This window comes from Prosthecobacter sp. Pr1 (assembly GCF_057652315.1).
This window is the reverse complement of sequence record NZ_JBYFBS010000011.1, coordinates 146,987-172,814: the sequence shown is the minus strand read 5'-3', so window position 1 is coordinate 172,814 and position 25,828 is coordinate 146,987. Positions and strand designations below refer to the sequence as shown.

General features: G+C 60.3%; 29 protein-coding genes. 10 read left to right on the top strand and 19 right to left on the bottom strand.

Annotation, left to right across the window (positions count from 1 at the left end; genetic code table 11):
- Positions 1 to 19: 19 nt before the first annotated feature.
- The 14 genes from AC24GY_RS18490 to pyrE form a co-directional block, all read right to left on the bottom strand.
- Complete coding sequence (locus AC24GY_RS18490) at positions 20 to 517, bottom strand: hypothetical protein (protein WP_487686197.1); 498 nt, start codon at positions 515 to 517, stop codon at positions 20 to 22.
- Positions 518 to 549: 32 nt separating this feature from the next.
- Complete coding sequence (locus tag AC24GY_RS18485; protein WP_487686194.1) at positions 550 to 1,020, bottom strand: hypothetical protein; 471 nt, start codon at positions 1,018 to 1,020, stop codon at positions 550 to 552.
- A 259-nt stretch (positions 1,021 to 1,279) separates the two neighbouring features.
- Positions 1,280 to 1,558, bottom strand: coding sequence for a Fic family protein (locus AC24GY_RS18480; RefSeq protein WP_487686191.1), 279 nt, complete (start codon positions 1,556 to 1,558; stop codon positions 1,280 to 1,282).
- Positions 1,545 to 2,048, bottom strand: coding sequence for a hypothetical protein (locus tag AC24GY_RS18475; RefSeq protein ID WP_487686188.1), 504 nt, complete (start codon positions 2,046 to 2,048; stop codon positions 1,545 to 1,547). Before AC24GY_RS18475 ends, AC24GY_RS18480 begins: the two co-directional genes overlap by 14 nt.
- Positions 2,049 to 2,443: 395 nt before the next feature.
- Entirely contained in the window at positions 2,444 to 2,797 is a 354-nt protein-coding gene (locus tag AC24GY_RS18470) for a DUF5615 family PIN-like protein (RefSeq protein WP_487686185.1), read from the bottom strand.
- 14 nt (positions 2,798 to 2,811) lie between these two features.
- The gene (locus AC24GY_RS18465; protein ID WP_461524465.1) at positions 2,812 to 3,039 is read right to left on the bottom strand and encodes a DUF433 domain-containing protein; all 228 of its coding nucleotides are present in this window, start codon (positions 3,037 to 3,039) and stop codon (positions 2,812 to 2,814) included.
- A gap of 157 nt (positions 3,040 to 3,196) precedes the next feature.
- Entirely contained in the window at positions 3,197 to 4,276 is a 1,080-nt protein-coding gene (locus AC24GY_RS18460; protein WP_487686181.1) for a DUF3987 domain-containing protein, read from the bottom strand.
- Between the two features lie 439 nt (positions 4,277 to 4,715).
- On the bottom strand, positions 4,716 to 4,988 hold the full coding sequence (locus tag AC24GY_RS18455; RefSeq protein ID WP_422315883.1) for a helix-turn-helix domain-containing protein: 273 nt from the start codon (positions 4,986 to 4,988) through the stop codon (positions 4,716 to 4,718).
- Positions 4,989 to 5,414: 426 nt separating this feature from the next.
- Entirely contained in the window at positions 5,415 to 5,666 is a 252-nt protein-coding gene (locus AC24GY_RS18450) for a hypothetical protein (protein ID WP_487686177.1), read from the bottom strand.
- Complete coding sequence (locus AC24GY_RS18445) at positions 5,663 to 6,322, bottom strand: hypothetical protein (protein WP_487686174.1); 660 nt, start codon at positions 6,320 to 6,322, stop codon at positions 5,663 to 5,665. The genes AC24GY_RS18450 and AC24GY_RS18445 overlap by 4 nt, the downstream gene beginning before the upstream one ends.
- Positions 6,323 to 6,357: 35 nt before the next feature.
- On the bottom strand, positions 6,358 to 6,654 hold the full coding sequence (locus tag AC24GY_RS18440) for a DUF1330 domain-containing protein (protein WP_487686171.1): 297 nt from the start codon (positions 6,652 to 6,654) through the stop codon (positions 6,358 to 6,360).
- Positions 6,655 to 6,744: 90 nt separating this feature from the next.
- Entirely contained in the window at positions 6,745 to 7,065 is a 321-nt protein-coding gene (locus tag AC24GY_RS18435) for a hypothetical protein (protein ID WP_487686168.1), read from the bottom strand.
- Complete coding sequence (locus tag AC24GY_RS18430) at positions 7,062 to 7,319, bottom strand: hypothetical protein (protein ID WP_487686165.1); 258 nt, start codon at positions 7,317 to 7,319, stop codon at positions 7,062 to 7,064. The genes AC24GY_RS18435 and AC24GY_RS18430 overlap by 4 nt, the downstream gene beginning before the upstream one ends.
- Positions 7,320 to 7,340: 21 nt before the next feature.
- Positions 7,341 to 7,910 carry an orotate phosphoribosyltransferase gene (gene pyrE, locus AC24GY_RS18425; protein ID WP_487686162.1) on the bottom strand — a complete coding sequence of 190 codons (570 nt, stop codon included), beginning with the start codon at positions 7,908 to 7,910 and terminating at the stop codon, positions 7,341 to 7,343.
- Positions 7,911 to 8,033: 123 nt separating this feature from the next.
- Here pyrE and AC24GY_RS18420 point away from each other — a divergent pair, with 123 nt between their 5' ends.
- Positions 8,034 to 10,211 carry a S16 family serine protease gene (locus AC24GY_RS18420; protein WP_487686159.1) on the top strand — a complete coding sequence of 726 codons (2,178 nt, stop codon included), beginning with the start codon at positions 8,034 to 8,036 and terminating at the stop codon, positions 10,209 to 10,211.
- Positions 10,212 to 10,694: 483 nt separating this feature from the next.
- Positions 10,695 to 11,837 carry a S16 family serine protease gene (locus AC24GY_RS18415; RefSeq protein ID WP_487686156.1) on the top strand — a complete coding sequence of 381 codons (1,143 nt, stop codon included), beginning with the start codon at positions 10,695 to 10,697 and terminating at the stop codon, positions 11,835 to 11,837.
- A gap of 7 nt (positions 11,838 to 11,844) precedes the next feature.
- On the opposite strand, the gene AC24GY_RS18410 is transcribed toward AC24GY_RS18415, so the two are convergent.
- The 5 genes from AC24GY_RS18410 to nuoB form a co-directional block, all read right to left on the bottom strand.
- Positions 11,845 to 12,636, bottom strand: coding sequence for a hypothetical protein (locus AC24GY_RS18410; protein WP_487686153.1), 792 nt, complete (start codon positions 12,634 to 12,636; stop codon positions 11,845 to 11,847).
- A 30-nt stretch (positions 12,637 to 12,666) separates the two neighbouring features.
- Entirely contained in the window at positions 12,667 to 14,391 is a 1,725-nt protein-coding gene (locus tag AC24GY_RS18405) for an LptF/LptG family permease (protein WP_487686150.1), read from the bottom strand.
- A gap of 129 nt (positions 14,392 to 14,520) precedes the next feature.
- Positions 14,521 to 15,783 carry a PQQ-like beta-propeller repeat protein gene (locus tag AC24GY_RS18400; RefSeq protein WP_487686146.1) on the bottom strand — a complete coding sequence of 421 codons (1,263 nt, stop codon included), beginning with the start codon at positions 15,781 to 15,783 and terminating at the stop codon, positions 14,521 to 14,523.
- Between the two features lie 85 nt (positions 15,784 to 15,868).
- Positions 15,869 to 16,441, bottom strand: a complete 573-nt coding sequence (locus tag AC24GY_RS18395; protein WP_487686143.1) for an NADH-quinone oxidoreductase subunit C — start codon at positions 16,439 to 16,441, stop codon at positions 15,869 to 15,871.
- A 12-nt stretch (positions 16,442 to 16,453) separates the two neighbouring features.
- Positions 16,454 to 16,990 carry an NADH-quinone oxidoreductase subunit NuoB gene (nuoB, locus tag AC24GY_RS18390; RefSeq protein WP_487686140.1) on the bottom strand — a complete coding sequence of 179 codons (537 nt, stop codon included), beginning with the start codon at positions 16,988 to 16,990 and terminating at the stop codon, positions 16,454 to 16,456.
- Between the two features lie 384 nt (positions 16,991 to 17,374).
- On the opposite strand from nuoB, the gene dnaK reads away from it, so the two are divergent.
- The 8 genes from dnaK (at position 17,375) to AC24GY_RS18350 (ending at position 25,819) form a co-directional block, all read left to right on the top strand.
- A complete protein-coding gene (dnaK, locus tag AC24GY_RS18385; RefSeq protein ID WP_487686137.1) occupies positions 17,375 to 19,315 on the top strand; it encodes a molecular chaperone DnaK in 1,941 nt (646 codons plus the stop codon).
- Between the two features lie 128 nt (positions 19,316 to 19,443).
- Entirely contained in the window at positions 19,444 to 20,028 is a 585-nt protein-coding gene (locus AC24GY_RS18380; RefSeq protein WP_487686134.1) for a hypothetical protein, read from the top strand.
- A gap of 26 nt (positions 20,029 to 20,054) precedes the next feature.
- On the top strand, positions 20,055 to 20,837 hold the full coding sequence (locus AC24GY_RS18375) for a hypothetical protein (RefSeq protein WP_487686131.1): 783 nt from the start codon (positions 20,055 to 20,057) through the stop codon (positions 20,835 to 20,837).
- A gap of 106 nt (positions 20,838 to 20,943) precedes the next feature.
- A complete protein-coding gene (locus AC24GY_RS18370) occupies positions 20,944 to 21,240 on the top strand; it encodes a co-chaperone GroES (RefSeq protein WP_422315855.1) in 297 nt (98 codons plus the stop codon).
- A gap of 46 nt (positions 21,241 to 21,286) precedes the next feature.
- Positions 21,287 to 22,909 (top strand): chaperonin GroEL, encoded by a 1,623-nt coding sequence (groL, locus tag AC24GY_RS18365; protein ID WP_422315853.1) that lies wholly within the window; start codon positions 21,287 to 21,289, stop codon positions 22,907 to 22,909.
- 147 nt (positions 22,910 to 23,056) lie between these two features.
- Positions 23,057 to 23,566, top strand: a complete 510-nt coding sequence (locus AC24GY_RS18360; RefSeq protein ID WP_487686127.1) for a hypothetical protein — start codon at positions 23,057 to 23,059, stop codon at positions 23,564 to 23,566.
- Positions 23,567 to 23,770: 204 nt separating this feature from the next.
- Positions 23,771 to 25,129 carry an arylsulfatase gene (locus tag AC24GY_RS18355; protein ID WP_487686124.1) on the top strand — a complete coding sequence of 453 codons (1,359 nt, stop codon included), beginning with the start codon at positions 23,771 to 23,773 and terminating at the stop codon, positions 25,127 to 25,129.
- 192 nt (positions 25,130 to 25,321) lie between these two features.
- On the top strand, positions 25,322 to 25,819 hold the full coding sequence (locus AC24GY_RS18350; RefSeq protein ID WP_487686121.1) for a hypothetical protein: 498 nt from the start codon (positions 25,322 to 25,324) through the stop codon (positions 25,817 to 25,819).
- Positions 25,820 to 25,828: the final 9 nt, after the last annotated feature.

The following is a 25,828-nucleotide window of genomic DNA, read 5'->3' as shown; positions in this document are numbered from 1 at the left end:
CTTTCGAAGCGGCAAAATATCATCTGCTCTCATTGGTCTCTGAAGCAGGTGCTGGGACGTCGTCGTCCTCATTCACAAACAGCTCATCAGAGCCGAGGTAATCGTAGAACAGTTCTCTCGAACATTCAGGGCAGCAAAAACCCAGTGGCCTGCCGGGTTCGATGGAAAAGGCACCCTTGGCCCTGGCTTCCTGGATGAACTGAGAGCAGGATTGGGTGTGCGCTGCAAAGGCCAGCGAGGAGGCCTTCTTGCCAATCTGAACGCCGCACACCGGGCAGGCCTGAGCGGCCAAATGGCGCAATCCCAACCAACGCTGCAGCCGGGCCGATGACCAGTATCCGAAAACCAGAAAAGAGATCACGGCCCCTTCCATGCACAGCACCTTCATCCAACCACCCAAGGTGAACCATCCTACAACTCCAAGAGCCATGGCCATGAACCAGAGGCTGACCGAGTTCCGGAGCCGATCACCACGCCACAACAACGGCAGAGAAAAAGCGCGAAGTGTCTGCTTCATGGGCTGCGATTGATATGCCGCTTAGAGCCTCGTTATGATTGGCTAAGAAGTTGAAATTCCAGCGAGGCAGGCGACTCAAAACTTCCTTCGAATCTGCATAACGAATCATGCCCGGCAAGAAATCCAAAATTCGCCGCATAGTAGATCACGTGCGCATCTCCGACAGGCATGGGCAATGAGAAGGTAAACACAGCGTGGCGGCGGGAATCGCGCGTGCGCGTTGAATAACGGGAAAACAACAGCTCAAACACAGCTCGCTCGGTGCGGTTGGCGAGGGGGTCGAGGGAAAAGAAGGACGTCAGATCCGTGCCTTCGTCCTGCGAAGCCAGCAGGCAGCGGATTGAAAAATGAGGCTCGTCCGAAAAGCCGTGCAATCGATGCCTCAGCGCCTCGGCAGAAATGGAGCGACGATAAACTTCCATGCGCGGAGCAGTGGCCGCATCAGGCCGGTTTATTTCCGACATGACGATCTGCTCAAGAATATTGAATGAGTCAAAGCTCATGTTGCGAAGGGCTGCTGGCCAGGCCTGAGCATGGGATGCGAGACCTTTTTGTCGAGTGCCAATGGCTCACGCTCTCAGAGAAATACACACCAGCCATTCTTCTGACCGTTTCACTCGAGATGACCGACCAGCTGACTTGACTAAGCGCGTGATTCCAGTCTGCCGCCAGCGTGCGGCAACTCCCCTCCCGGCGAAACCTCGCCACAAAAAGCGTCAAGGTGTTGTCAGACCTGCGCACTGGACACAAACCACCTTCCTCTCAAACCCCTCTCCGCCGGTACTTCTGCGGCCGGCTGTTCGGCTTGTCTGGCAGCGTGCGTTCGAACAACCCGGCAACCAGTGCGGGCTGGAGGTCGTTTTGGCGGAAGGTGGGCCGGTGGGAGAGGCCGAGCTTTTTCATGCACTCCAGCGCGCTGGCGGGCTTCGCTCCCAGGCACTTGAGCAGGGCTTTGACTTGATCGCTGACTTGATCGCTGACTTGATCGGGCGCAGCGGCCTCACGCAGGGCCTGCAGCAGCGTGGAGCTATCTCGAAGCATACTTTCTCAGCCCTTCATACGGCGACTCGGGTTCGTGATTCGAGTTGGGTGAGCGTGGCGTGAGCAGGGAGACCTCAATGCCCACCTCCTTGTCCTCGTGATGGATGCGCAGGTACAGGGTGTCGTCTCCGCCGCCCCAGACGGCGACTCTCTCCCCGATGGCAAAGAGGGGATAGGACTCCTGCATCCAGTGCCCGTCAAAGGTGGGTGCGCCGAGAATGGCGGTGATTTCCCCGCGCCTTTTCTCAAAGTGCTTTTCATAAGCCGCATAGACGGAATCAAAATGGCCGCCTTCATCCCAAAACCCCCGGGACACGGCAACCACCACGTCTGTTTCAGGCGCTTTGCGCAGGCTGTTGATGGCATCCGCAGCGGAGATGGGATTGTAGAAAGCGTTGTGAGGAAGAGGCCCGGGGGAGCGAAGAAGAAGGGCGATGCCGACAAGGCACGCGATGCCAAGGATCATCCAAAAAAGAGGTTGGTTGCTCATTCGTTCCAAGGTCCGCGAGAGTTGGAAAAAAGCTGCTGGAAAAACAAGCCGCGATGTCCGGCCTTCTTTTCACCAGCCCATTTTCCCCCCGCCCCTTGCGAGGCGGGGGGAAACTTCCGCAACTTCCACATCTTCTGCGGGGGGGTGTACGTGCACGTCAGTCCCACGTGAATGTGTAGGTGATGCATTTGCCCACCTTGGCGAAAAGATGCCGTCGGAAAGATGCCCGGAAAGATGCCGGGCATTATTTAGGCAGGTTCAGCTACCTGATTGAACATCAAATAACTGAACACGTGAATTCAGTCCAGCACTGGCGCGCGATAGATCCCTTTTCTGCGGAACTTCGCCCATTCCACCGGAGGGACGGACGCATGCACTCTCCCGACAAGAACAAATCAGGAGGGGGAAATCGGCAGATGACGGAGGCGTACGCGATGGCCTGAGATCGTCAGCAGCGCGCCTGTGGTGAGCGCTGTCTCCGCGAGTGCGATGGCAGCGCAGACGTGATCACGGGCCGCAGGATCAAATTCATTGTCCATGCGCAGAAGAATGACGCTGGGGCCGCTCTGCTGCGTGGTGTAGAGAAGCTGGGAAAAATCCAGATCCTGGGTGAGCACCACCTGCTGGTGCTCCCGTGCCCAGTTCATGAGTACTGTGTCTGGGGCATTGCCCGGCCCGAGCGTGCTCCAGTGGCAGGCCTCCCAGCCATGGGAAACGAGCAGGGGCACCCAGTCAGGACTCAGATTCATGTCCACCAGCAGCTTCATGCAGCGGCCATGGCAAGCTCTTCATCATCCACGCGCAAAGCGGCATAGCTCAGGCAGGCGTCGATGTCGGCCGCCTCAAGATAGGGATAGGCTGCGAGGATCTGCTCGGGCGTGCGGTGATTGGCAAGCTGGCGCAGGATGTTCGCAGCCGTGACACGGAGGCCGCGAATGCAGGGCTTTCCAGACATGACAGCGGGATCAAGGGTGATGCGGTCCGTGCTCATGGCGGTGATATTACTGAACAGACGGCGAGTTTGCAAAGACTGTGGCAGAATTCGCCGTGCCAGGACTTGTGGCGCGTGCTGCCGCCCCCCCGCCCCCGGCGGGGCGGGGGAAACTTCCGCAACTTCCACATCTTCTGCGGGGGGGTGTACGTGCACGTCAGTCCCAGGTGAATGTGTAGGTGGTGCATCTGCCCACCTTGGAGCGGACGCGGCAGTGGCCTTGCTTCACGAGCTGGGGGAGGATCTCGCCGTAGAGGCGGGAGACGGTGAGGGCGCCCTGGCGGCCTGGATTGGCGGCAAAGCGGCGGGTCAGCTCCGTGCGGGTGTAGTCCGCGCTGCGCTGGCCGGGGTGGTCTCCGCTGATCTGCGACAGCAGCCACTCCCCGGCGTCCGCCACCAGGACACGCCGGCTCTGGGCCTCCAGCTCCACGAGGGCGTCCAGGCAGGCGTCCTGATGCGCTTCGGCGAGGGCGAGTACATCCTGGGTGATGAGGTAAGGATTTTCAATGCTGCCCCTGGCCCACCGGCAGGCCTGGAAGATGACGGCCAGCTTCAGGCAGCGGGCGGGGGATTCATTGAGGCTGGAGAGCAGGCTCTCCTCTCCGCTGGTGTATTCTGGTATTTGCTTGCAGCGCTCGCGGTTGCGCTTCTGCAGGCTGATCCAGTACTCCCGTGCCTGCTGGCTGGCGAGGTAGAAGCCGAAGCGGCGGCGCAGCCCGCTGCCCGCCTCCAGATTGTCCAGCCGTGCCACCCCATAGGTGGCTCCAATGCAGAGGCTCAGCGTGGCCTGCGGGATGTGGCGCTCTGAGCTGCCGCCTTCGTGCAGCTTGCGCTCCCGCAGGTAGTTCTGGGTCCAGGGTGCACCATCGTAGAGTTTCAAATACCTGGCAGACACCTCCTTGCCGTGGGCGCTGGTCTCCCAGGTGCGCAGCAGGGTGTTGCCCTCATCCTCAAACTGCATCCGGTGCGGCTGCTGCTCAAAGCTGTCAAACAGCGCGGAGTCGCTCGCATTGCCATACAGCAGATCACTGCTCATGAGGATCTTCTGGGCGATCTTTTCCGCCGGCTTGAACGTGGTGCTCTTGCGCAGCCCGGCGGGCGTGGCGATGAAGTTGTACATGGTCAGCGGCTTGCTGCCGCCAAAGTCCAGCGTGACATCGGGCGTCAGCAGTCGGCCACACAGGGAGAGGATGGGCGCCAGGATGAGGCCGTCCGGCAGCTCCGAGACCTTTCGCACGAAGTCGCGGTAGTCCGCCAGGATGGAATCCTCCGGGATGGGGTGCTCCCGCGTACCCCCCCCCGCAGAAGATGTTGAAGTTGCGGAAGTTTCCCCACTGGCAGCCGCTGCGTGCACATACCCCCCGAGGAAATTGGGGAGATTGGGGAGGTTTCTCCGCTGGTGGGTCCTGTGTGGGTAGAGCCTCCCGTGGAAGAGGTGGAAGTCTCTCCGCTGCTTGGCGCGGGTGGGGGCTTCGGTTTGTCTGCGGGCGGCTGGGGCTTGTACCAGTCGGGGACAGGAGCGTTCACGGGACGCAGATAGCTCGTCCAGTCGGCGGAGGGCCGGAAGGCTGGGCGGGCTTGCAGCTCAGCGGTGCCATCTGTGAGGGAGCCGGGTGTGGGATTGGAATTGGAATTGGAATCAGAGTTCATGATCTGAAGAGGGGAGGGATTGGGGTTCAGCGTTTGATGATGCGTGTGCTCTCAGGGGAGGGGACGACGGCCTGCTCATGCTGCTGCAGCGCGGCGAGGACCTTGTGAAACTCAAAGCGGCAGAAGCCGCGCACCTTGATCATGGGCACCGTTTTGTGGCGGATCCAGGTGTGCAGGGTGCGGCGGGAGATGCCCAGCCTGCGCGCAAGCTGATCCTGCGTGAGCAGCTCCCCGGAGGCTGCGGCGGCGGTAGAAGACGTCTGTGGAGGAAGAGGGGTGGTGGTGGTGATGGAGTTCATGATGATGATGATTTCTGAGCATGTCTGTTTTCCAACGTTTGGTATTTAGTGGTGTTTCGTGGTAGCATGCGGGCGCGCCGGGGCATGGAAATGCCGGAGAAGCGCGGAGACCGCGTGCGGTGGTGGTCTTGGTGCGTGGTGGGCCGGAAGCCGTCGGCGGCTTCAGCGTCTTGCGCCGGTTGCGATGCCAGAGTTCTTCACTGCTGCTTCGCTGTCATCTCTGCTGCAGGCCGCGTTCTTCACGCCGGCCCTTCTTCAGGAATGGAAACAGACTTGGGCCCGTTTTTCAAATGTCAACGACGATTGCTGAGAAAAAATGCATTTCATCGCAGAAAGCGTTGAATCATGGTAGGTTCTGCCAGCACGCGGGGCGGGGTCGGACGTGTTTCCTGCAGGATGAGGATCAAGCCGCTGCGGGGGTGCCAATCAAACGCGGGGCTTCGGCTTCGGTGTCAGTGGCACTTCCCACACCAGTGCACGTCCCGTGCGCTTGCGCCGCACCAGCCCGATCTCCTCCTCCAGCCTGCGCGTCCACTCCGGGCATGGCCGCTCATAAGGCAGGGCGAGCGTCTCCCTCAACTCCACCCACGTCGCCCCCTGGCGCTTCCGTTTCAGGTGCTGCTGGATGGCGGCTTTGAACTCGGTGTAGTGCATGGCGGATTTTGGATGGAACTTCAATTCTCATCAATAAAGATGTAGGAACCGGGATAGAGCGGGTAGTAGCGCTCCGGGTAGTAAACGATGTCCTGCCCTCGTTCATCGGTAAAATGAAAGCCGGTCCCACGAAACGGGATCTCTTCCTCTGAGATGACCAGCCCGTGGTGAGAAATGAGCGCTGAGCCCCAGGTCAAAGTCACGGAGGAAAGCCTGCCCTCCTTGTTGAACCCGCAGGACGCATGGCCGGGCATTCCCCAAAATGTGCCACCGACCGCCGGAGGGAGATCCGCATCTGACAGTTCAACGCTGCTGAATTGATCCTTCCTTGCCGACAGTTTCGAAACGGTGCCGCGAAGCTCCGCAATCAACTCGGGAGTGAACAAGGATCGAATGTGAGCCCGGCGGCCCATCTCAAAGTAGCCATCACCCAGGTACAATGGCCAGCACAGGAAAGCCCAGCAAAGCACCACAACGGGCAACCGCACGAACCAGCGGTTCCAGATGGAAGCATCCCCTCGACGAGGCACCAGCACGAACAGGGTTGCAATGAGAGACAGGAAGACTGGAAGGATCACAGGCGGCAGCATCAAGGGAAAGAACGCCCATCGCCCACTGGCATAGGAAGTGACTGCCGCGAGAAGCACGAGACCGGCAAGGATGCATAGGCGGCGTTTCATCGGAGGATCGAGGGATGGCGAGAGTTGGGAAAAAGCTAAGCCACAGGCACGCCATCAATCGCATAAAACTGCGCCACCGCAGCGCCTTCGCGCAAAGTTCTGGCGTGTTGATACTCCTCCGAATGGAAGAACTGCCTGGCGGCATCGAAGGTGGGGAATTCCAGAATGACCACGCGCTCGGTCACTTCCGGTCCTTCGAGCGTCAGGGACTCACCCCCGCGCGCAATGAAGCGGCCGCCGTATTGCGCGATGATGCCGGGAGTCTGCTTCATGTACTCCGCGTAGCGGGGCCAGTCCGTCACCTGTACGCGTCCGATGATGTAGGCTGCCATGGATTCAGTGAAGGTTGGGGTGTTGGTGCGCAGAAGAGCGCGCAGCGAAGCTAGGCGAAAAGGCGCTGGGCACGCAAGACTGAAAAGCCGTCATTCCATCACGTCTCCTGGCATCGACTGCATCACCTCCGGGAGCATCCTCATGCCCGTGTGCCACTTTTTGAAATCCAGCTTCTCCTTTTTGCCGTCGTTCTTCAGGATCAAATCGATCTGGTCGAAGTCCGCCCTTTCCCCGAGTTCAAACAGCTCCTCGGGAGAAATGGGCTTGCCACGGTAGGTCATGGTATCTAGCCCAGTCTGGGTGTCGTGATCAAAGACCACGGCCTTTTTGTGTACGCAGGCAGTGGTGGAGAGAAGCAGTGCTGCAAACAGCAGGCTCCGAATGGAGAGCCATGATGCCTCATGTTTCATATTCGGATCAGAGTCGCTGTCTGATCAAAGTGATGTCTCTTCAATTCGCGTTTGATGGCCTGCGTGACATCACCTAGAGCGCTCCGCTGAATGTAACGGACCGTGAAACTCGTCGTCGAAGCGTCAATTTCCTCGATGTCCACTGAGCATGTTTCTCGCAACGCACGAAAAACATCCTCGCCGAAGTTTCGGAAGCGATGAACGACGTCGGGCGTCGCTTCATTTGAAATTTCAATCTTGATGGCAGCGCTCATAGCAGCCTCTCGCACTTATCATCACACCAGATCCGCACGCGTGAACGCAGCCGCCACCGGGTAGCCCTTGGCCTCGATGGCTTCGCGGCCGCCTTCGGAGCGATCCACGAGGATCAAGGCGAAGGCGACTTTGCCGCCTTCTTCCTCGATGGCTTCGATGGCCTTCAGCGTGGAGCCGCCAGTGGTGATGACGTCATCGACGACGACGACGGGCTGTGTGGTGATGAAGTTCCCCTCAATGCGTTTGCCACGGCCATGGCCTTTGGGTTCCTTGCGCACCACGAAGGCCTGCACGGGCGGATTATCGCCCGCGAGGCTGGAGCTCATGGCCACTGCCAGGGTGATGGGGTCCGCGCCCATGGTCAGGCCGCCGAGGGAGCCGATGCTGAGGCCGCGCTTCGCTTCCTCCTCACGCAGCAGCGCATGCAGCACACGGCCCACGAGCACCGCGCCACGGGAGTCCAGCGTGGTCACGCGGCAGTCCACGTAGAGATCGCTCTCCTTGCCGGAGGCGAGGGTGAATTTGCCGGTCTTGATGGACTTGGCTTTGAGAATTTGCAGGAGTTCTTCGCGGTCTTGCTGGAGGGACATGGGGCGATTTAGAATTGAGGACCGTGGATGACAAGGGGCGACTGATCGCAGGAACAGATTTTTCTGCGTGATCCGCCTAATGCAGGTTGACGGTTTCCAAGATATTTCCTTAGCTGGGCCCTTATGAAGAAAACACGGGCTCTTTTTTTTCTGCTGCCGGCTTTGTCGTTCGTCCTAGGCGGTATTTATGCGGCGGAGCCCGGTTGGTATGCACGGGCATCCAAGTCGGGCCTCTGCCTGCAGGAGGAGCGCTCGCTGCCCGCTGGCCATTATGTCGGAAACGGCATCCTGGTGAAGATCGATCCTTATTTAGCGACTCCCCGCGCAACCCAGATGGAGGTGACCTTCCCGGCGGGAACCGTGCTGGAGGACGTGACGCTGAACACCACCAACGGCGGGGTCGTGAATCTGAACAACTGCATCTTGCGCAGAGTGGCGTTCAAAATGACCTCACGCGGCAGCTTCAATCTGACGGGCTGCGCACTGGAGGACTGCTACGTGTCCAATGACAAGGGAGACTTCCGCCGCAGCAACGGTGTGGCATTCACCACCGAGGATCTTTACGGAGAGATCGGTCCGCCGAAGCTGAACATGACAGAGTGCGTGGTGGCTGGCAGCACGCTGGCCTCGCCTTTTTTATGCGGAATGGCCGCCAAACGCTGTACCTTTGTGTCCTGTGTGCTGGAATCTTATCCTACCGATGGGAGCCAGCGCTCCACGCGCTACGTAGAGTGTCTGTTTGACAGCACCAAATTTACCGGAACGGATGTCTTGCTGACCACCAGCCAATGCCGCTTCACCCAATGTGAATGTCTGGATGTGCTTTCAAGAACCGCCGCGAACTTTGTGGTGGCGCCCGTGGTGCTGAGGCTGGCATGGGAGAAGGGCAATCCGGAGCTGCCGGACAAGACCGCCAACGGCAAGGTGAGTTTTGAAAAGATCGCCGCGTCATTCCCGGCCGGCTCCAGCCAGGCTCACGAATGGGATGGCAGCCACCTCAAGGTCGCGGCTTTACCAGACGCAGGCGCCACGCCCCAGCAGCTGCAGCAGGTCTGGAAGCTCATCGACATGAGCAGCGCTGTCGCGAACGCCAACAATAATGCTCCCGCAGCCCCCCAAGGTGTGGCACCGGCTGGCAATAACGCAGTGATCACCGGCACCCCTTCCGCCGCCGGCGTGTCCTTCAAATCACGCATCAATCAGGTGAACGGCCTGCTGATCTCCCAGCTCTCCTCCGGCGGCGAGGCCGGGCAGGTCACGCGCATGAACCTCACCGCGCTGCCCTCGCTGGGGGAGTCGCCTTCCACGCTCAAGTTCAATCAAGACGTGGGAGAAAGCATGGGCAAGGCGCTCAATGAGGTCAGCAAATTCTCCCAGCTGCGCCACGGCGGCTGGCCGGTGGGCCACTCGCTGGAGATCGGCTTTGAAGACAAGTACATCGGCAAGGACGGCCCCTCCGCCGCAGTGGCCTGCGCCCTGCTGCTAGAAGCCGCGATCACCGGCAAGAAATGGGACCCTGCCTTTGCGGTGACCGGCGACATGAACGCAGACGGCAGCGTGCAGCCCATCGGTGGAGTGCAGGCCAAGATTCGCGGCGCGACCAAAGGCTCCTGCAAGCTCATGGGTGTGCCGGTGAAGAACGAAAAGTCCGTGATGGATCTTCTGGTGCTGGAAGGTCCGGCGCCGCTGGTGGGCATCACCGTCTTTGGCATCACGAGCTTCGACGATGCCCTGCTGCTGGCCGGCACCGAACGGCCGCCGGCGCTGCAAAGTGCCCTCACGGACTTTGACAGCATGCGTACGGTGATGATGAAAGATCCGCGCCAGATGGTGCCGCTGCTGCGCACCCCGCATGCGGCACAGCGCCTGCAGGCCCTCTTGACCGCCGCGCCGAACTGCTACTCCGCCAAGTACCTGCTGCTCTACCTCCAAGGCCGCGGACCCCGCACACTTTCCATCGGTGGCTCCATCGAGGCGGCGCAGAACAGCGCGCAGTCCGTCGTGTCTGCCATTGATCACGACGTGGATGCCAATGTCTCCAGCCTCAAGGGGGACGAACTGGGCAACAGCCTCTACAAGCTGCGGCAGGTGCGGCCGCTCCTGGATGCGCGCGTGTGGCCGTATGTGGACGGCCTGGTGGCCTACGGCGAAGTGATCCGTGGCGCACTGCTCAATCCGGTGCACTCTGGAGCACGCTACACAGATCTGGTCAGCAAGGCCAAGAAAGCGGCGGGCACCGTCAAGGCCGCCTATGACAAGCTGATCAACGACTCCCAGGTGCGCGAGGAGCTGGGGCTGTAGGCCCGGCTCCGCTTCAGCGCGGCTGCCTGTGCCGTGTGGTTGAAAAAGAGCCCACGCTGCGTTTGAAGCCATCGCGTGGAGAAGTTCTTCGCGGTCTTGCTGGAAGGACATGGAGCGATGTAGAATGGAGGACCTTGGACAAACACGGGATAAGCAAAAAATCCGCGGAAACCATGCTGGCGGCGGCATCGAAAAAGCGGTCATTTGTTTGAGATTGACGATCTTCTCTGAAGTGCTTAATGCCTGTTCTGAATGAAATCGGGATTTGTTCTTTTGGCTCTAGTTTTTTTATGGATGCTTGCTTGGAAAGAGGGCCTTATACCCGAGTCTTGGCAGGTGTGGAAAACGGGTACGACCCCCGCTGAAGAAGCGCCCATTGCCGCCAAAGTCGAAGTGCCTGTTCCGGCTGTCAGCCCTTTGCCTGCAGTCGTAGTTCCTGCTCCTGCTCCGACTCTAGTTCCAGCTCCAACGCCTTCTCAACCCATGGCTGAGAAAGAGGTTTCCACCTTCAAATCCCGCCTGAACCAGGTGAACGGCCTGCTGATCTCCCAGCTCTCCTCCGGCGGCGAGGCCGGGTTGGTCACGCGCATGAACCTCACCGCGCTGCCCTCGCTGGGGGAGTCGCCTTCCATGCTCAAATTCAATCAGGACGTGGGGGATAGCATGAGCAAGGCGCTCAATGAGGTGAGCAAGTTTTCCCAGCTGCGTCACGGCGGCTGGCCGGTGGGCCACTCGCTGGAGATCGGCTTTGAAGACAAGTACATCGGCAAGGACGGCCCCTCCGCCGCAGTGGCCTGCGCCCTGCTGCTGGAGGCCGCGATCACCGGCAAGAAAATGGACCCCGCCTTTGCGGTGACCGGTGACATGAACGCGGATGGCAGCGTGCAGCCCATCGGTGGTGTGCAGGCCAAGATCCGCGGAGCCACCAAGGGCTCCTGCAAGATCGTGGGAGTGCCGGTGAAAAACGAGGTCGCGGTGTCGGACATCTTGGTGCTGCAGGGTCCCGGCCCGCTGGTGGGCATCACCGTCTTTGGCATCAGGACTTTTGACGACGCCCTGCTGCTGGCCGACTCCGAAAAGCCGCAGGCTCTGCGGAATGCGCTCACCGACTTTGACAACATGCGCACGGTGATGATGCGTGACCCGCGGCAGATCGTGCCGCTGCTGCGCACTCCGCATGCGGCACAGCGCCTGCAGGCCCTCCTGGCCGCCGCGCCGAACTGCTACTCCGCCAAGTACCTGCTGCTCTACCTGCAGGGCCGCGGACCTCGCACGCTTTCCATCGGTGGCTCCATCGAGGCGGCTCAGAACAATGCGCAGTCCGTCGTGTCTGCCATTGATCACGACGTGGATGCCAATGTCTCCAGCCTCAAGGGGGACGAGCTGGGCAACAGCCTCTACAAGCTGCGGCAGGTGCGGCCCCTCCTGGATGCGCGCGAGTGGCCGTATGTGGACGGCCTGGTGGCCTACGGCGAAGTGATTCGTGGCGCACTGCTCAATCCGGTGCGCTCTGGAGCACGCTACACAGATCTGGTCAGCAAGGCCAACAAGGCGGCGGGCACCGTCAAGGCCGCCTATGACAAGCTGATCAACGACTCCCAGGTGCGCGAGGAGCTGGGGCTCTAATCCCCGCTCATCCCTCCTCAGCTTCGCCTTCGGGCTCAGCAGCGGACTCTGAATCTGCCTCAGATTCGGACTCTGCCTCCGACTCGGACTCCATCTCCACTTCAATCTCAATCTCCGATTCCACCACGACGTCGGGCTCGGCTTCGGGCGCTGTCTCGGCCTTCGGCTCGGTGTCAGCAGTTTCTGCGGCAGCAGCAGTTCCATCCGGCTCTGTGGGCGCCTCAGCATCCGGCTTGGGAACCACACCATCCACGGTGAGCGTCACGCCCACGGCCTTCGCTGCGTCGGCGGCAGGGCCACCGAAGGCCAGGAGGGTGGCGACTTCGTCCTGCATGTCGGCCATTTCGCTGAGCTTCAGTTCGGGATCGCGCACGATGAAAATTTCACCGGTCTTTTTGTTTTCGTAGAAGAGCATCTTGGCGCCATCCACTTCCTTCTCGGCGGTCTGGTGGAGCTGGCGTTTCCGCTCGAGCATGAGGGCGAGGATGTAGCGCGCGTTTTCAGTGCGCGGATCTCCTTCCTCGATGAAGCGCTGCAGCAGGGCCTGTGCACCTTCCTTGGGGGTGATCTCGGGCTTCGCCTCGGCGAGGACTCTGGAATAGATCGTCTTCCAGGCGGCCACGGGCTTGCGCTGCTCCACCTCCTGCGCCCAGGCCTCGGCGCAGACGTCTCGTCTCACGTAGCCGTTTTCCTCGGGATCAAAGTAGATGGTCGTGTGGAAGCTCTCGCCGTCCTCAAACTGACGGCCGGTGACGGCGCAGGTGTGTGCGCGGCTGCGAATGGACCAATTTTGCTGCATCAGCGATTTTTAAGTTTCTGGTTCAAAATATCAAGCGGCAGGGGCGTTGGGCAACGCCGTACCACCGCTGCGATTGCGCGGGCGGGCGATCTGGGGCTTGAGCTTGGAGAGACGCAGTTTGAAGCTTGGCAGGTCGCGGTTCTGCGAGCGGTAATGGAACAGGACAAGGCCAAGGGTGCCAAACAACAGGTGCGGAATCCACACGGTGAGCCAGGGCGGCAGGTGCCCGCCTTTGCCCAGATTGAGGCAGAGATTGTTCATGAACATGTAGATGAAGAAAATGAACACGCTGCCTGCAATGCCACCCACCGAGCCCCGGCGTGAGTAGGCCACCCCCAGCGGCGCGGCCACGAGCACCAAGGCCATGGCCTGCCAGGGCATGGCGAAGCGCTGCCAGAAGTGCGTGCGAAAGGGCGCGAGCTTGTCGTCCGCCGCCTTCGAATGAGCGCTCAGGTAGGAGACAAGCTCCGGCACGCTCATGAAATCAGGCCGCAGCGCATAGCTCACGAGGCTCCAGGGTGTCTCCTCGATTTCCTTCACTTCCAGGACGCTTTGACCGTCTGCTCCCACAGGAAAGGGCCGGATGGATGCGAGGTGGCCGTTTTGATAGATCAGCTCCTTGCCGTCATAAAAGCGCCAGCCGGTGCGTGGCGACCAGCCCACCGATGGCGCGATGATCGTGTGCGCGGGCCGCCCCAGATTGTCTTCCTCACGGATTTGCACCCCGTGCATGCGCTCGTGCCCGCTGCGCAGGGAAAAGGGGAAGGTGGCCACATACCAGGTGCGGTGGCTCTGCTCATTATGAAACATGATGCCAAACGCCATGATGGAATCCGCCGCATGCACTTTCATGCCGCTAAAAACGGCCTCACGATTGCCCTCGGCACGCGGCGCCCAGTAGTAGCTGGCCGCCATGTTCAGAAGGCAGGCGTAAACACTGGTGACAAAAATCGGGCGCAGCACCCGGGTCAGGCTCTGGCCGGTGCCCAGCATGGAGATGAGCTCGTTGGCCTTCGACATGCGGGTGAGGGAGTACAGCACCGCCAGCAGCAACGCCACCGGCAGGATCTGCGTGTACACAAAGGGGATCATCCCCAGATAAAAGGTGATCACCCGTACCACGCCGATTTTGGATTCCTGAAATTCCTTCAGATTGTCCAGCAGATCCATGATGATCCACAGGGTGAAGAAGGACACAAAGCAGAACACCAGCGGATGCAGGAAGGTGCGCAACGTGTAGCGCTCCAGAATGCCGATGCGCCGGTAGTAGTGCAGGGCAAAGGGAACCGACAGAAACACCAGCGCGATGAACACCAGCTTGAAGGCAAAGGCCACCGGCTCCGGCGGTTCGCCCATTTCTGTCATGTGCGAATGCGCGATGTAATCGACCAGATCACTCGCGATGGACCACACGGCCATGGAGACGGAGGCGATGCTGACCGGCAGCATCAGGCGGCGCAGATCGCCCCAGCGGCGCCAGATCACGATCAACAGCACCGGGATGCCCAGCCTGACCCAAAGATTAAGATAAGGCAGCACTCTGGAGAGGATCAAAATGCCCTGCGGCACATCCATCTGCGCCACCTGCGCCTGCTGCAGCGCGGCATCCACCGCATCATCCGGGTGCGTGCGGTGCCAGCCCATCAGCATGGAGATGATCAGCAGGGTGATGGCCACGGCAAACGACCCCCGTCCCAAATAGGGGAGTTCACGCGCCTTTTGCCAGGCCTGGATCACACGTTGCTGCCACTTCATGCCGTCAAGAGAGCCCTGAGAGTCGGTTAGAGCCGCCGATGCGTCAAGGGTGCACGGACTCCGGACAAAAAGAAGCCCGGAGTTTTGAGCTCCGGGCTTCGAATTTTAAGACTGGTTGCAGGGGCCAGATCAGTTCACATCCAGGCACACACCTTCGGTCGTGCTGCGGGCGAAGATTTTGCCATTGGCGAGGATCGGGTAGCTCCAGACCTTGCCATCAAGCACATCTTTGCGCGCCACTTCCTTGTATTTGTCCGGGCTGGCTTCGACGACAACGATTTCGCCCTTGTCGCTGGTGGCGATGATCTTGTCTCCTGCAAGGATGACCTGACCGGGGCCGAAGCCTTTTTCCGCCCATTTGTCTTCGCCCGTGCGGATGTCCACGCAAGCCAGAGGGCCGGCGCCGTATTCCTTGAAGCTGAACATGCCGTAGAGGTAGCCGTCTTTGACGACCGGGGTGCTCCAGTGGTTGAAGCACTGGTTTTCACGACGCCAGATCTGGGTCGCTTCCAGCTTGCCGCCGCTCTTGCTGATCTTGAACGCACCGGCACCCACGCCATAACCGGCGGAGCAGTACACGATGTCTTCAAACACCACCGGGGAGGCGGCGGTGCTCACTTTGTAAGGGAAGGGGGCGCGCCAGATCACGCTGCCTTTTTGGGGGTCAACGGCGACGAGGCCGGTCTGCGTGAAGAAGATGGCCTGATGCACGCCAAGGATGTCTGCGAGCACCGGAGTGGCGTGGGTCATCTTGTCGTCTTCACCCTTCCACACGACTTTGCCGGTGTTCTTGTTCAGGCCGATGAGGGCCTGGCCTGCACCACCGCCGGCGAGGAGGAGCACATCACCATCGATCACGGGAGAAGCGGCGTTTTCCCATTTGATCTGCACGCCGGCGTTGTCCTTCATCACGTCGTGCTTCCAGATTTCCTTGCCCGTGGCAGCGTCGAAGCAGAAGACACCCAGCATGGAGTCGATGGCGTACACTTTGCCGGCATTGACCACCGGAGTGGAGCGGGAACCGTCGCCGCCTTTGTTGTCAGGCGTGCCGGAGTCACCACCGCCGTCATACTTGGGGACGACGCTGAGAGGCTTGCTCCACAGCTGCTTGCCGGTCTTTTCATCGAGGCAGGCCAGCATTTCACCGCTGTTGCCGTCGCTCTCGCCCGTGACGAGGGTGTACACCTTGCCATCTGATTCAGCAAAGGAGCTGAAGCCGAGATTGGTGGGTGATTTCCAGACTTCCTTGAGGCTCCATTTGGCATTGGCCAGGGCGGGGACGACGCCATTGCCGGAAGGACCCCGGAAGGCGCCCCAGTCGGTGGATTCAGCAGAAAAGGCGGTCGTGGCCAGTGCCAGACCGAGTACGGTGGTGAGATGAGTGCGTGTCATGGGAAGGAAATGGAACGAGTGACGCCGTGGGGCTCTTTCGGTACAACGCAGCCCGCACAGCATCTGCGTGCACAGCACTGCCGCGTTACTCCGTGGGCCTGCGGGAGCGCGGCTCACGCGTCACCGTATCGCCGGTGCCTGCACAAGTGACGAAGGGACCGTCCGCCATCGGTGCGGTCTTGGTGAAGCCGACGTCGGGCATGTCGCTGGGCTTGCCTTCGAGCGGGAAGTCTTTGCGCAGCGGGAAGAACGGGTAGCCTTCCCACATGAGGATGCGGCGCATGTCGGGATGGCCGCTGAACTTGATGCCCATCATGTCATACACCTCGCGCTCATGCCAGTTGGCGGTGGGCCAGATGTCGCTGACGGTGGGGACTTCCACGTCCTCGGCCACGGCGGCACGCACACGCAGGTGCTGCAGATGACCGTAGCCGTAGAGCTCATACACCATCTCAAAGCGCGGCTCCTTGCCCATGTAATCGAGGCTGGAGATATCGACGAGGTAGTCGAAATTCAGTTCATCGCGGCAGTACGCGAGCAACGGCTTGGCGTTGGTGAGCTTGACGACGAGCGTGTGTTCGCCACGAAACTCCTTCGTTTCCAGCACGGCATCACCGAATTTCTGCTTCAAGGCTTCAACCATTTGGGCGGCATTCATGGTCGTGAAAAATTAAGCGGTGAGTTCGGAGAGGAGTTCCTTCTTCTGCTCGGTGAAGGAGTGCTCGGTTTCGATCTTGCGCTGCAGACGCATCATGCCTTCAAGCAATGCTTCGGGGCGCGGAGGGCAGCCGGAGATGTAAACGTCCACCGGGATGAGCTGGTCGATGCCCTGAAGCACCGCGTAGCTACGGTACATGCCGCCGCTGGAGGCGCACGCGCCCATGGCGATGCACCACTTCGGCTCCGGCATCTGGTCCCACACGCGCTTCACGGCGAGGGCCATCTTGTAAGTCACCGTGCCGGCCACGATCATCACGTCAGCCTGGCGGGGGGAGAAACGCATCACTTCCGCACCGAAGCGGCTCAAGTCATAACGGCTGCAGGCGGCGGCCATCATTTCGATGGCGCAGCAGGCGAGGCCCATCGGCATCGGCCACATGGAGTTCTTGCGCATCCAGTTGATGGCGGCGTCCATCTTGGTGAAGATGATATTGCCTTCGACCTTCGAGTCGTAAGCAGTAACGGTGGAATCAGCGGGAGCGACCATGGGAGTCAGAGGGATTTTGGGACCTTGAGAATTACGCCCCCTGCGCAGGGGCGGCAATCAGATTGTGAAACTTTTCACAAGCTGCAAAGCCGTCATTCCGAGAATGACTCACGCTGAAAGCATCAAGCCTGGGGTCCGATTTCAGGGACACGCAGAAAACAGAGCCTGAGCGACGGGATCTCGCCCAATTGTGCCAAGTGCCAGCGCAAGTGTGCCACATTTTGGCACTTTGGCACAATTATTGACTCATGGATGATTGTGCCATTTCCCTCTTACATCATTCACAATCAGTTCATTGTGTTTCCAAAACACCACTTGGCACGCATCTAGCCAAGTAAGAAGCACCAAAACCCTCAGTATCACTTTCCCCCCAACCCCAAAATCATGAGCAAAATCCTCGGCATTGACCTCGGCACCACCAACTCCTGCATGGCCGTCCTCGAAGGCGGCAAAGCAACGGTGCTCGAAAACAGCGAAGGCGCACGCACGACGCCTTCCATCGTCGCCTTTACCAAGAGCGGCGAACGCGTCGTCGGTCAGGCTGCCAAGCGCCAGGCCGTGACGAATCCCCGCAACACCGTCTTCTCCGTGAAGCGCCTGATGGGCCGCAAGTTCGCGGAACTCACCGAAGCTGACAAGCGCATGCCTTACAAGATCGTGGCCGCTGCCAATGGTGACGCCCACGTACAGGTGGAAGTCGGCGGCGAAACGAAAGTTTACAGCCCCCAGGAAGTCAGCGCGATGATCCTTGCGAAGCTGAAGGCCGACGCTGAAGCCAAGCTCGGCGAAACGATCACGGAAGCCGTCATCACCGTCCCCGCTTACTTCAACGACAGCCAGCGCAACGCCACCAAGGCCGCAGGCGAAATCGCCGGCCTCAACGTGCGCCGCATCATCAATGAGCCGACCGCAGCCGCCCTGGCCTACGGCCTCGACAGCAAGTCGGACGAAAAAGTCGCCGTGTATGACCTTGGCGGTGGTACCTTCGACATCTCCGTGCTGGAAATCGGCGACGGCGTCTTCGAAGTGCTCGCCACGGACGGCGACACCCACCTCGGTGGTGACGACTGGGACAACACCCTCATCACCTGGATCGTCAACGAATTCAAAACCGACAGCGGCATCGACCTCAGCGGCCAGCCTGACGCGCTTCAGCGCATCAAGGAAGAAGCCGAGAAGGCCAAGATCGCCCTCAGCTCCAGCCAGAGCTACGACCTCAATCTCCCCTTCATCACCGCCGACGCCTCCGGGCCGAAGCACATCATGAAGACCCTCACCCGCGCTAAGATGGAGCAGCTCACGGACAACCTGTTCGAGCGCACCATCAAGCCTGTGCGTGACTGCCTTGCCGCCGCCAAGCTCGACGCCAGCAAGATCGACGAACTCGTGCTCGTGGGTGGCATGACCCGCATGCCGAAGGTCGTTGAGACCGCGAAGAAACTCGCCGGCAAAGACCCGCATCAGGGTGTGAACCCGGACGAAGTCGTCGCCATCGGCGCAGCCATCCAGGGCGGCGTGCTCAAAGGTGACGTCAAAGACGTGCTCCTCCTCGACGTGACCCCGCTCACCCTCTCCATCGAGACGGCAGGCGGCGTGGCCACCCCGATGATCCCGCGCAACACCACCATTCCGAAGAAGCACAGCCAGATCTTCTCCACCTACAGCGACAACCAGCCCGGCGTGGAAATCGTGGTCCTTCAGGGCGAGCGCCCGATGTCCCGCGACAACAAGACGCTCGGCACCTTCAAGCTCGACGGCATCCCACCAGCCCCACGCGGCGTGCCACAGGTCGAAGTGACCTTTGACATCGACGCCAACGGCATCCTGCACGTCAGCGCCAAGGAAAAGGTCAGCGGCAAAGAGCAGAAGATCTCCATCCAGGGCAGCTCCGGCCTCAGCCAGGAAGAGATCGAAAAAGCCAAGCGCGATGCTGAAGAGCACGCCGACGAAGACATGAAGCGCAAGGAAGCCGTCGAAGTGAAGAACAAGGCGGAAGGCCTCAGCTTCGAGATCGAGAAACAGCTCAAGGAATGGGAAAGCAAAGTCCCCGCCGACCAGCTCACCCCGATCAAGGACAAGCTGGCTTCCCTGAAGTCCGCCGTCGAATCCGGTGACACCGACAAGATGAAGGCCCAGACCGAAGAACTCGAAAAACTCTTCGCCGCCGCCTATCAAGCCGCTGCCGCCGCAGGCGCAACCGGAGCCCCCGGTGGCATGGGCGGCATGGGTGGCGCTGCCCCTGAGGCTGGTGCTTCGGAAACGAAGTCCCAGGACAAGGGCAAGGTCGTCGATGCGGATTTCGAGGTCGTGGACAAGGACAAGTAATTGATCACGAGAATGTCAGGAACGACGACAGCACAGGCAGCTTTTGGAATGGCGACGAATAGTCGCCATTCCGGTCGCGCCGTGGCTATGGCAACGTCGGCGTTTTCCATCTCAACCCCAGTGTCACGATGAGTTTGGTAGCGCTCAAGGAACTGTCTGCACTCGACGGAGAGGCCAAGGGCCTCCTCGCGAGGCATGATGAGCTCTTGCTGAAGATGCGCCGCACCTTTCTCAACAAGATCGTGGAGTGCTTCACCGGGCTGACCGAGGCCGAGGGCTTCCGCATCACACGCGATCCCATGGGCGCCACCGCCCGGCTCTCCGAAACGGAGCTGATGATCAGCTGCACGGATCCCTCCCACACGCTGGTGGATTCCCAGGCGAAGTATTCGGTGACCTGCTCGCTGGCCCAGAACCGCGCCTACGGCATCCTGCTGTGCCGCCAGCCGCTGGTGCAGTTCACCAATCAAAGCGCCGACACGAACGACCAGATCACGAACAAGAAGCTGGAGATCGAGTATCTGAAGTCGCTGATCGAAAACCAGGGCGGTGACCAGTGGTTCGTCATGGGCCGCTTGGAAAACACCTCCAACATGCAAGGTATGACCGGCATGCTGGGCTCTCCTTATGAGTCCTTCCAAACTCTCGACCAGGCTGTGAAAACAGCCCTGTGTGAAATCTCCAACGCAGCCATCGCCCCACGCGCCGCATGAATGCTTCAACTTCACAGCCTCCGGTGATGGCATCATTCCCCGACAGCCAATGCGCAGCCGCAAAACGCGAAGCGTCTTGGAGTGCGGTGGCCTGCGACACCGCTTTCGAGCGTCTCACCGTGCCCGAGAATCTCCCACGCCTGCGCAAGCCAAAAAGCGGCGTGGCGCTTCGCTTCCCGTACGCACTCCAAGACGCTTCGCGACTCTGTGCGCTGCTGGGCCTTGCCATGTTTTTCACTGCTTGCGGCAAATCGCCCGAGGCTGCCAAGACGCCTGAAACTCCTGTGACACCGAAGGCTGTAGTAGCAGATTCACGCATCGAAGCCGAAATCTCCAGCGCGCTGACGCCTGCGCCTGAGAAGAGCGCCTCCCCCGCAGACAACGCTTTGAAGAGCGAAGCGGACAGCATCATCGCACAGTACCCCGGCAAGACCGCCACCGAGCTGCTGAACACGCCGGAAGTGAAGGACAAGCTGGCCGTGGCGATGAAAAAACTCGCGGCTGACCCCGTGCTGCTGAAGCGCGTGAACTCCACCGTGGAGCTCGCCGCACAAATCAAAGGCCTCGAAGGTGCCGCGAAGCTTGACCTGGACATGAAAGGCTACGATCAGGCACGCACCTCACGCATGCTGCAGTCCGTGCTCTCCGAAGAGCCGCAGCGCATCGTGGACTTTCTCGTCAGTGAAATCGGCGAGGCAGCCCCGGATCTCAGCTATGGCGGCCTGGAGCGCGCTCCGAACGGCGTCGCCATCGTCCCCAACACCATTCCGGCGCCAGCCGCTGCGGCACCGCCCACCGACCCCGAATGAATTTCCGCCCGGCCAGCCGGCACACCAACCCGTGTGACAGCAGGCCGGGCAGACAACCCGAACCAAACCAGAACCAGAAACCCTCAAAGCACAAACCAGACCAACTATGGCCACCTCCATCACACCCCTCGGACGCCGCGTCCTCGTCAAGCGTTCCATCAGCGAAGAAAAGACCGCTGGCGGCATCTTCCTCCCTGACACTGCCAAAGAAAAGCCACAGGAAGCTGAAGTGCTCGCCCTTGGCACCGGCAAGGACGACGAAGGCAAAGACGTCGCCACCCTCTTCACCGTGAAGAAGGGCGACAAGGTCCTCATCTCCAAGTACGGCGGCACGGAAGTGAAGCTCAACGGCGATGACGTCCTCATCATCAACGAAACCGACATCCTCGGCATCATCGGCTAATCCCCTCTCAGAAACCCCACACTCAATCCACACTACTTAAACTGTTATGGCTAAACAACTCTACTTCGACGAAGCCGCCCGTCAGGCACTCCTCCGCGGCGTCACCAAGCTGGCTCGCGCCGTCAAGGCCACTCTCGGCCCTGCAGGCCGCAACGTCATCCTTGAAAAGAAATTCGGCAGCCCAACGATCACCAAGGACGGCGTCACCGTCGCCAAGGAAATCGAGCTTCCAGATGCTTATGAAAACATGGGCGCTCAGCTCATCAAGGAAGTCTCCTCCAAGACCTCCGACATCGCTGGTGACGGCACCACGACCGCCACGGTCCTGGCTGAAGCCATCTACGCAGAAGGTCTCCGCAACGTGACCGCCGGCGCCAACCCGATCTCGCTTCAGCGCGGCATCATGAAGGCCACTGAGGCCATCGTCGCCAAGCTCAAGGAAATCTCCACCCCCGTCAAGGACAGCAAGGAAGTGGCCCAGGTCGCAACCGTGTCCGCCAACTGGGACTCCAGCATCGGCAACATCATCGCCGAAGCCATGGACAAAGTGGGCAAGGAAGGCACCATCACCGTCGAAGAAGCCAAGTCCATCGAAACGACCCTCGAAGTCGTCGAAGGCATGCAGTTCGACAAGGGCTACCTCTCCCCTTACTTCGTCACCAATCCGGAGACGATGGAGTGCAACCTTGAGAACGCCTACATCCTCATCAATGAGAAGAAGGTCAGCAATCTGAAGGACATGCTGCCTCTGCTTGAGAAGGTCGCCCGCTCCGGCAAGCCCCTCCTCATCATCGCTGAAGACGTCGAAGGTGAAGCCCTTGCCACCCTCGTGGTGAACAAGCTGCGCGGCACCCTCAACATCGTGGCTGTCAAGGCTCCTGGCTTCGGCGACCGCCGCAAAGCCATGCTCGAAGACATCGCCATCCTCACCGGCGGCCGCTGCATCACCGAAGACCTTGGCATCAAGCTTGAGAACATCGAGCTCGCTGACCTTGGCCGTGCCAAGCGCATCACCATCGGCAAGGAAAACACCGTCATCGTCGAAGGCGAAGGCGGCAGCGAAGCCATTGCAGGCCGCGTTTCCCAGATCAAGAACCAGATCTCCGAAACCACCAGCGACTACGATCGTGAGAAGCTCCAGGAGCGTCTTGCCAAGCTCGCCGGCGGCGTCGCCGTCATCAACGTCGGTGCTGCCACCGAAACTGAGATGAAGGAAAAGAAAGCCCGCGTCGAAGACGCCCTGCACGCCACCCGTGCGGCCGTCGAAGAAGGCATCGTTCCTGGGGGCGGCGTCGCCCTCATCCGTGCTCAGGCTTCCATCGGTGATCTCGGCCTTACCGGCGACGAGAAGACTGGTGCTGAAATCGTCGCACGTGCGATCGAAGCTCCTCTCCGTCAGCTTGCTGCCAACGCAGGCATCGAAGGCGCGCTCGTCGTTGCTGAAGTCAAGAAAGGCAAAGGCAACCACGGCTACAACGTCGCCACCGGCAAGTATGAAGACCTCATCAAGGCAGGTGTCGTTGACCCAGCCAAGGTGACCCGCAGCGCTCTCCAGAACGCCGCCTCCATCTCCGGCCTCCTCCTCACCACCGAATGTCTGATCTCCGACATTCCGAAGGAAGAAGCCGCTGACGCCGGCCATGCCCACGACCACGGCGGCATGATGTAATTTTGACCGCTGCGTGACCCAACCCACGCGGCGCTTCAAAAACCCAAAACCCCCACGCGGCCCGGAAGTGATTCCGGGCCGTTATTTTTTGTACTCGTCTTGGAGCAATAATTTCGTACATGTCCGCTGTCTCGCTTCCTTCTTACGATGAAAATCCACAACGCCCTCCGCCATCTCTCTGTTCTCGCCGTTGCACTGCTGCTTGCCAGCTGCGCCACCCACACGCCGCGTCCCGTCTTCGTGAGTCCTCTCACGGCGGTCATCAGCCAGGGAGACGGCGTCACCACTCAGGTGAGCACCACGGACGCCCGCATGTCTGAAGAGGAGCGCCAGATGCTCGGAGACCGGATCACCCAGGCGGTACAGACGCTGGCACAGCCCGGCTCGGGAAAGCCAGGCCGCTATGAACTCGTGGTCAACATCACCCGTTACACCAAAGGCAGCGGCTTCGTGCGCACCGCGATGCCCGGCATGGGGCAGATGCATCTGGATGGGGTGGTGACGGTGTATCAGATGCCGAAGCGGGTGCCCGTCGGTCAGTTCATCATCAACAAAGCCTTCGCCATCGGCGGCCTCTACAGCCTGGCGGTGAACATGAACACTATTGCCAACACCTACGCGCAGGCCGTGGCAAAAACGGTGTGCCAGGTGCGGTAATGGAGCGCACGCGTCTCGCGTGCTGTTTTCCGCGTCCTCGCGGAAAACCGTCCCTTGAGGACACTCAAGCTGGCAGACGGGTGCAACGTGACACCCCCTTTATGGACAGCATTCAGCGGGACGCTGAATGCAGCACGCGAGGACGCGTGCGCTCCATCCAGATTCACGTCAAGAACGCCGCCAGTGCAGCGTTCCCATCGTCCCATGATCCGACCCTTCGTCCTGCTCCTTGCCGCCTGCATACTCTCCACCGCCACCGCAGGCCAGCCCAACCTCATTTTCATTCTCAGCGATGACCTCGCACAGGGAGATCTGGGCTGCTACGGGCAGAAGCTGATTCAGACGCCGAACCTCGACCGCATGGCGAAGGAGGGCACGCGCTACCTGCAGGCCTACAGCGGCACGAGTGTGTGCGCACCTTCGCGCTCTTCGCTGATGACCGGGCTGCACACCGGGCACTGCCCGATCCGTGCGAATCGCGAGATCGGCGCGGAAGGTCAGAAGCCGCTGCCAGCAGGCACGATCACCGTGGCGCAGATTTTGCATGATGCGGGCTATGCCACCGCCTGCATGGGGAAGTGGGGCATGGGCATGTTTGACACCACCGGGAGTCCGCTGAAGCTCGGCTTTGACCACTTCTACGGCTACAACTGCCAGCGCCACGCGCACAGCTATTTCCCCACCTACCTCTACAACAACGACCAGCGCTTCGATTTGCCCGGCAACACCGGCAAAGGCGTGGGCAAGACCTACGCGCAGCAGCTGATCTCTGATGAAGTCGTGCGCTGGGTGCGCGAGCACAAATCCGGCCCCTTCTTCCTGTACTACTCGATCACGCTGCCACATGGCAACTTCGAGATCGACAGCCAGGGTCTCTATAAGGACAAGCCATGGACTGAGATGCAGAAGAACTACGCCGCCATGGTCACTCGTCTGGACAGCGATGTGGGCCGCCTGCTCGACACGCTCAAAGAGTGCGGCATTGATGACAACACCCTTGTCATGACCGCAGGCGACAACGGTTCTTCCTTTGATCCCAAGTCCGAAATGGGCAGGCTCTTTGAACAAGCCTCCAACGGCCTGCGTGGCTACAAGCGCGGCCTGTATGAAGGTGCGCTGCGACAAGCCGCACTGGCACGCTGGCCCGGCAAGGTTCCCGCCGGACGCGTGACGGATGAACCCTGGGCGTTCTGGGATTTCCTGCCCACCGCCGCCGAACTCGCCGGCGCGAAGATTCCCGCCGCCTGCAAGACCGACGGTCTCTCCCTGGTCCCATTCCTCAAAGGCGGCCCGGCACCGCAGCGCGATCACTTTTACTGGGAACTGCACGAAGGGGCCTCTCTACAGGCGGTGCGCTTTGGCGACTGGAAAGCCGTGCGCAACGGCCCGGAGAGTCCCATCGAACTCTACGACCTCAAGGCGGATGCGGCAGAGGCGCATGACCTTGCCAAGGAGAAGCCCGAACTCGTGGTCCAAGCCGCCGCGCTGATGGAGTCCTCCCGCACCCCTGATCCCGACTGGCTGCTGGTGCAGAAGCGGGCAGGGAAGGGTAAGAAACCCTGAGTCATACAACGCTGCTTTTGAGCCTTTTGAAAGGAAGAGGCGAATTCCATGTGCGCTTCCCTAAAGATCCATTTACAGTGCTGCCAAACTTAAAAATTTAGAGAACAAAAAGGGCAATATTTTGAAATTCTATAGGATTGAGAGTGAAGAAGGCTTGATTATTTATGGAAATTTTAATATGTTTGACTTTGCATGAGCTTCCAATCATCCAACACCACTCTGCCGCCCGGCCTGCCTGTTCGCTCAGGGGACCTTTTCGCCAATGAGCTGGCCGCGCTGGTGCAGGACATTCAACGCACCCGGGAGTGGTTTAACCATCGGCTCGATGCGCAGCTCGCCAGCTTGAGGCAGCTCTGTGCCGCCACGCATGCGGAGGAATCGAAGTGCACCCATTCGGTGGCCACTTTGTTTGAGGCTCCACGTCCCGTGACGCTGCCCTCTGCGGAACCGACTCCCTCAATGGTCACATCGGCTCCCGCAGCAGTACCAGCACCTGCGCCAGCTCCGGCTGTGCCACCCCCTCAGGCGCCCGTGAAGACGGTTTCAACCGTGCATCAGGCGATCATCCTGCCACCGACTTTGACGGCCACGCTCGACCCCCAGCTCGAGCAAGCGACGCTGCATGAACTGAACAACGCCCTGACGCGCGCGTTTTCAGAAATCTCCGCCCGCGGCGGAATGATCAGCTGATTTTTGCCT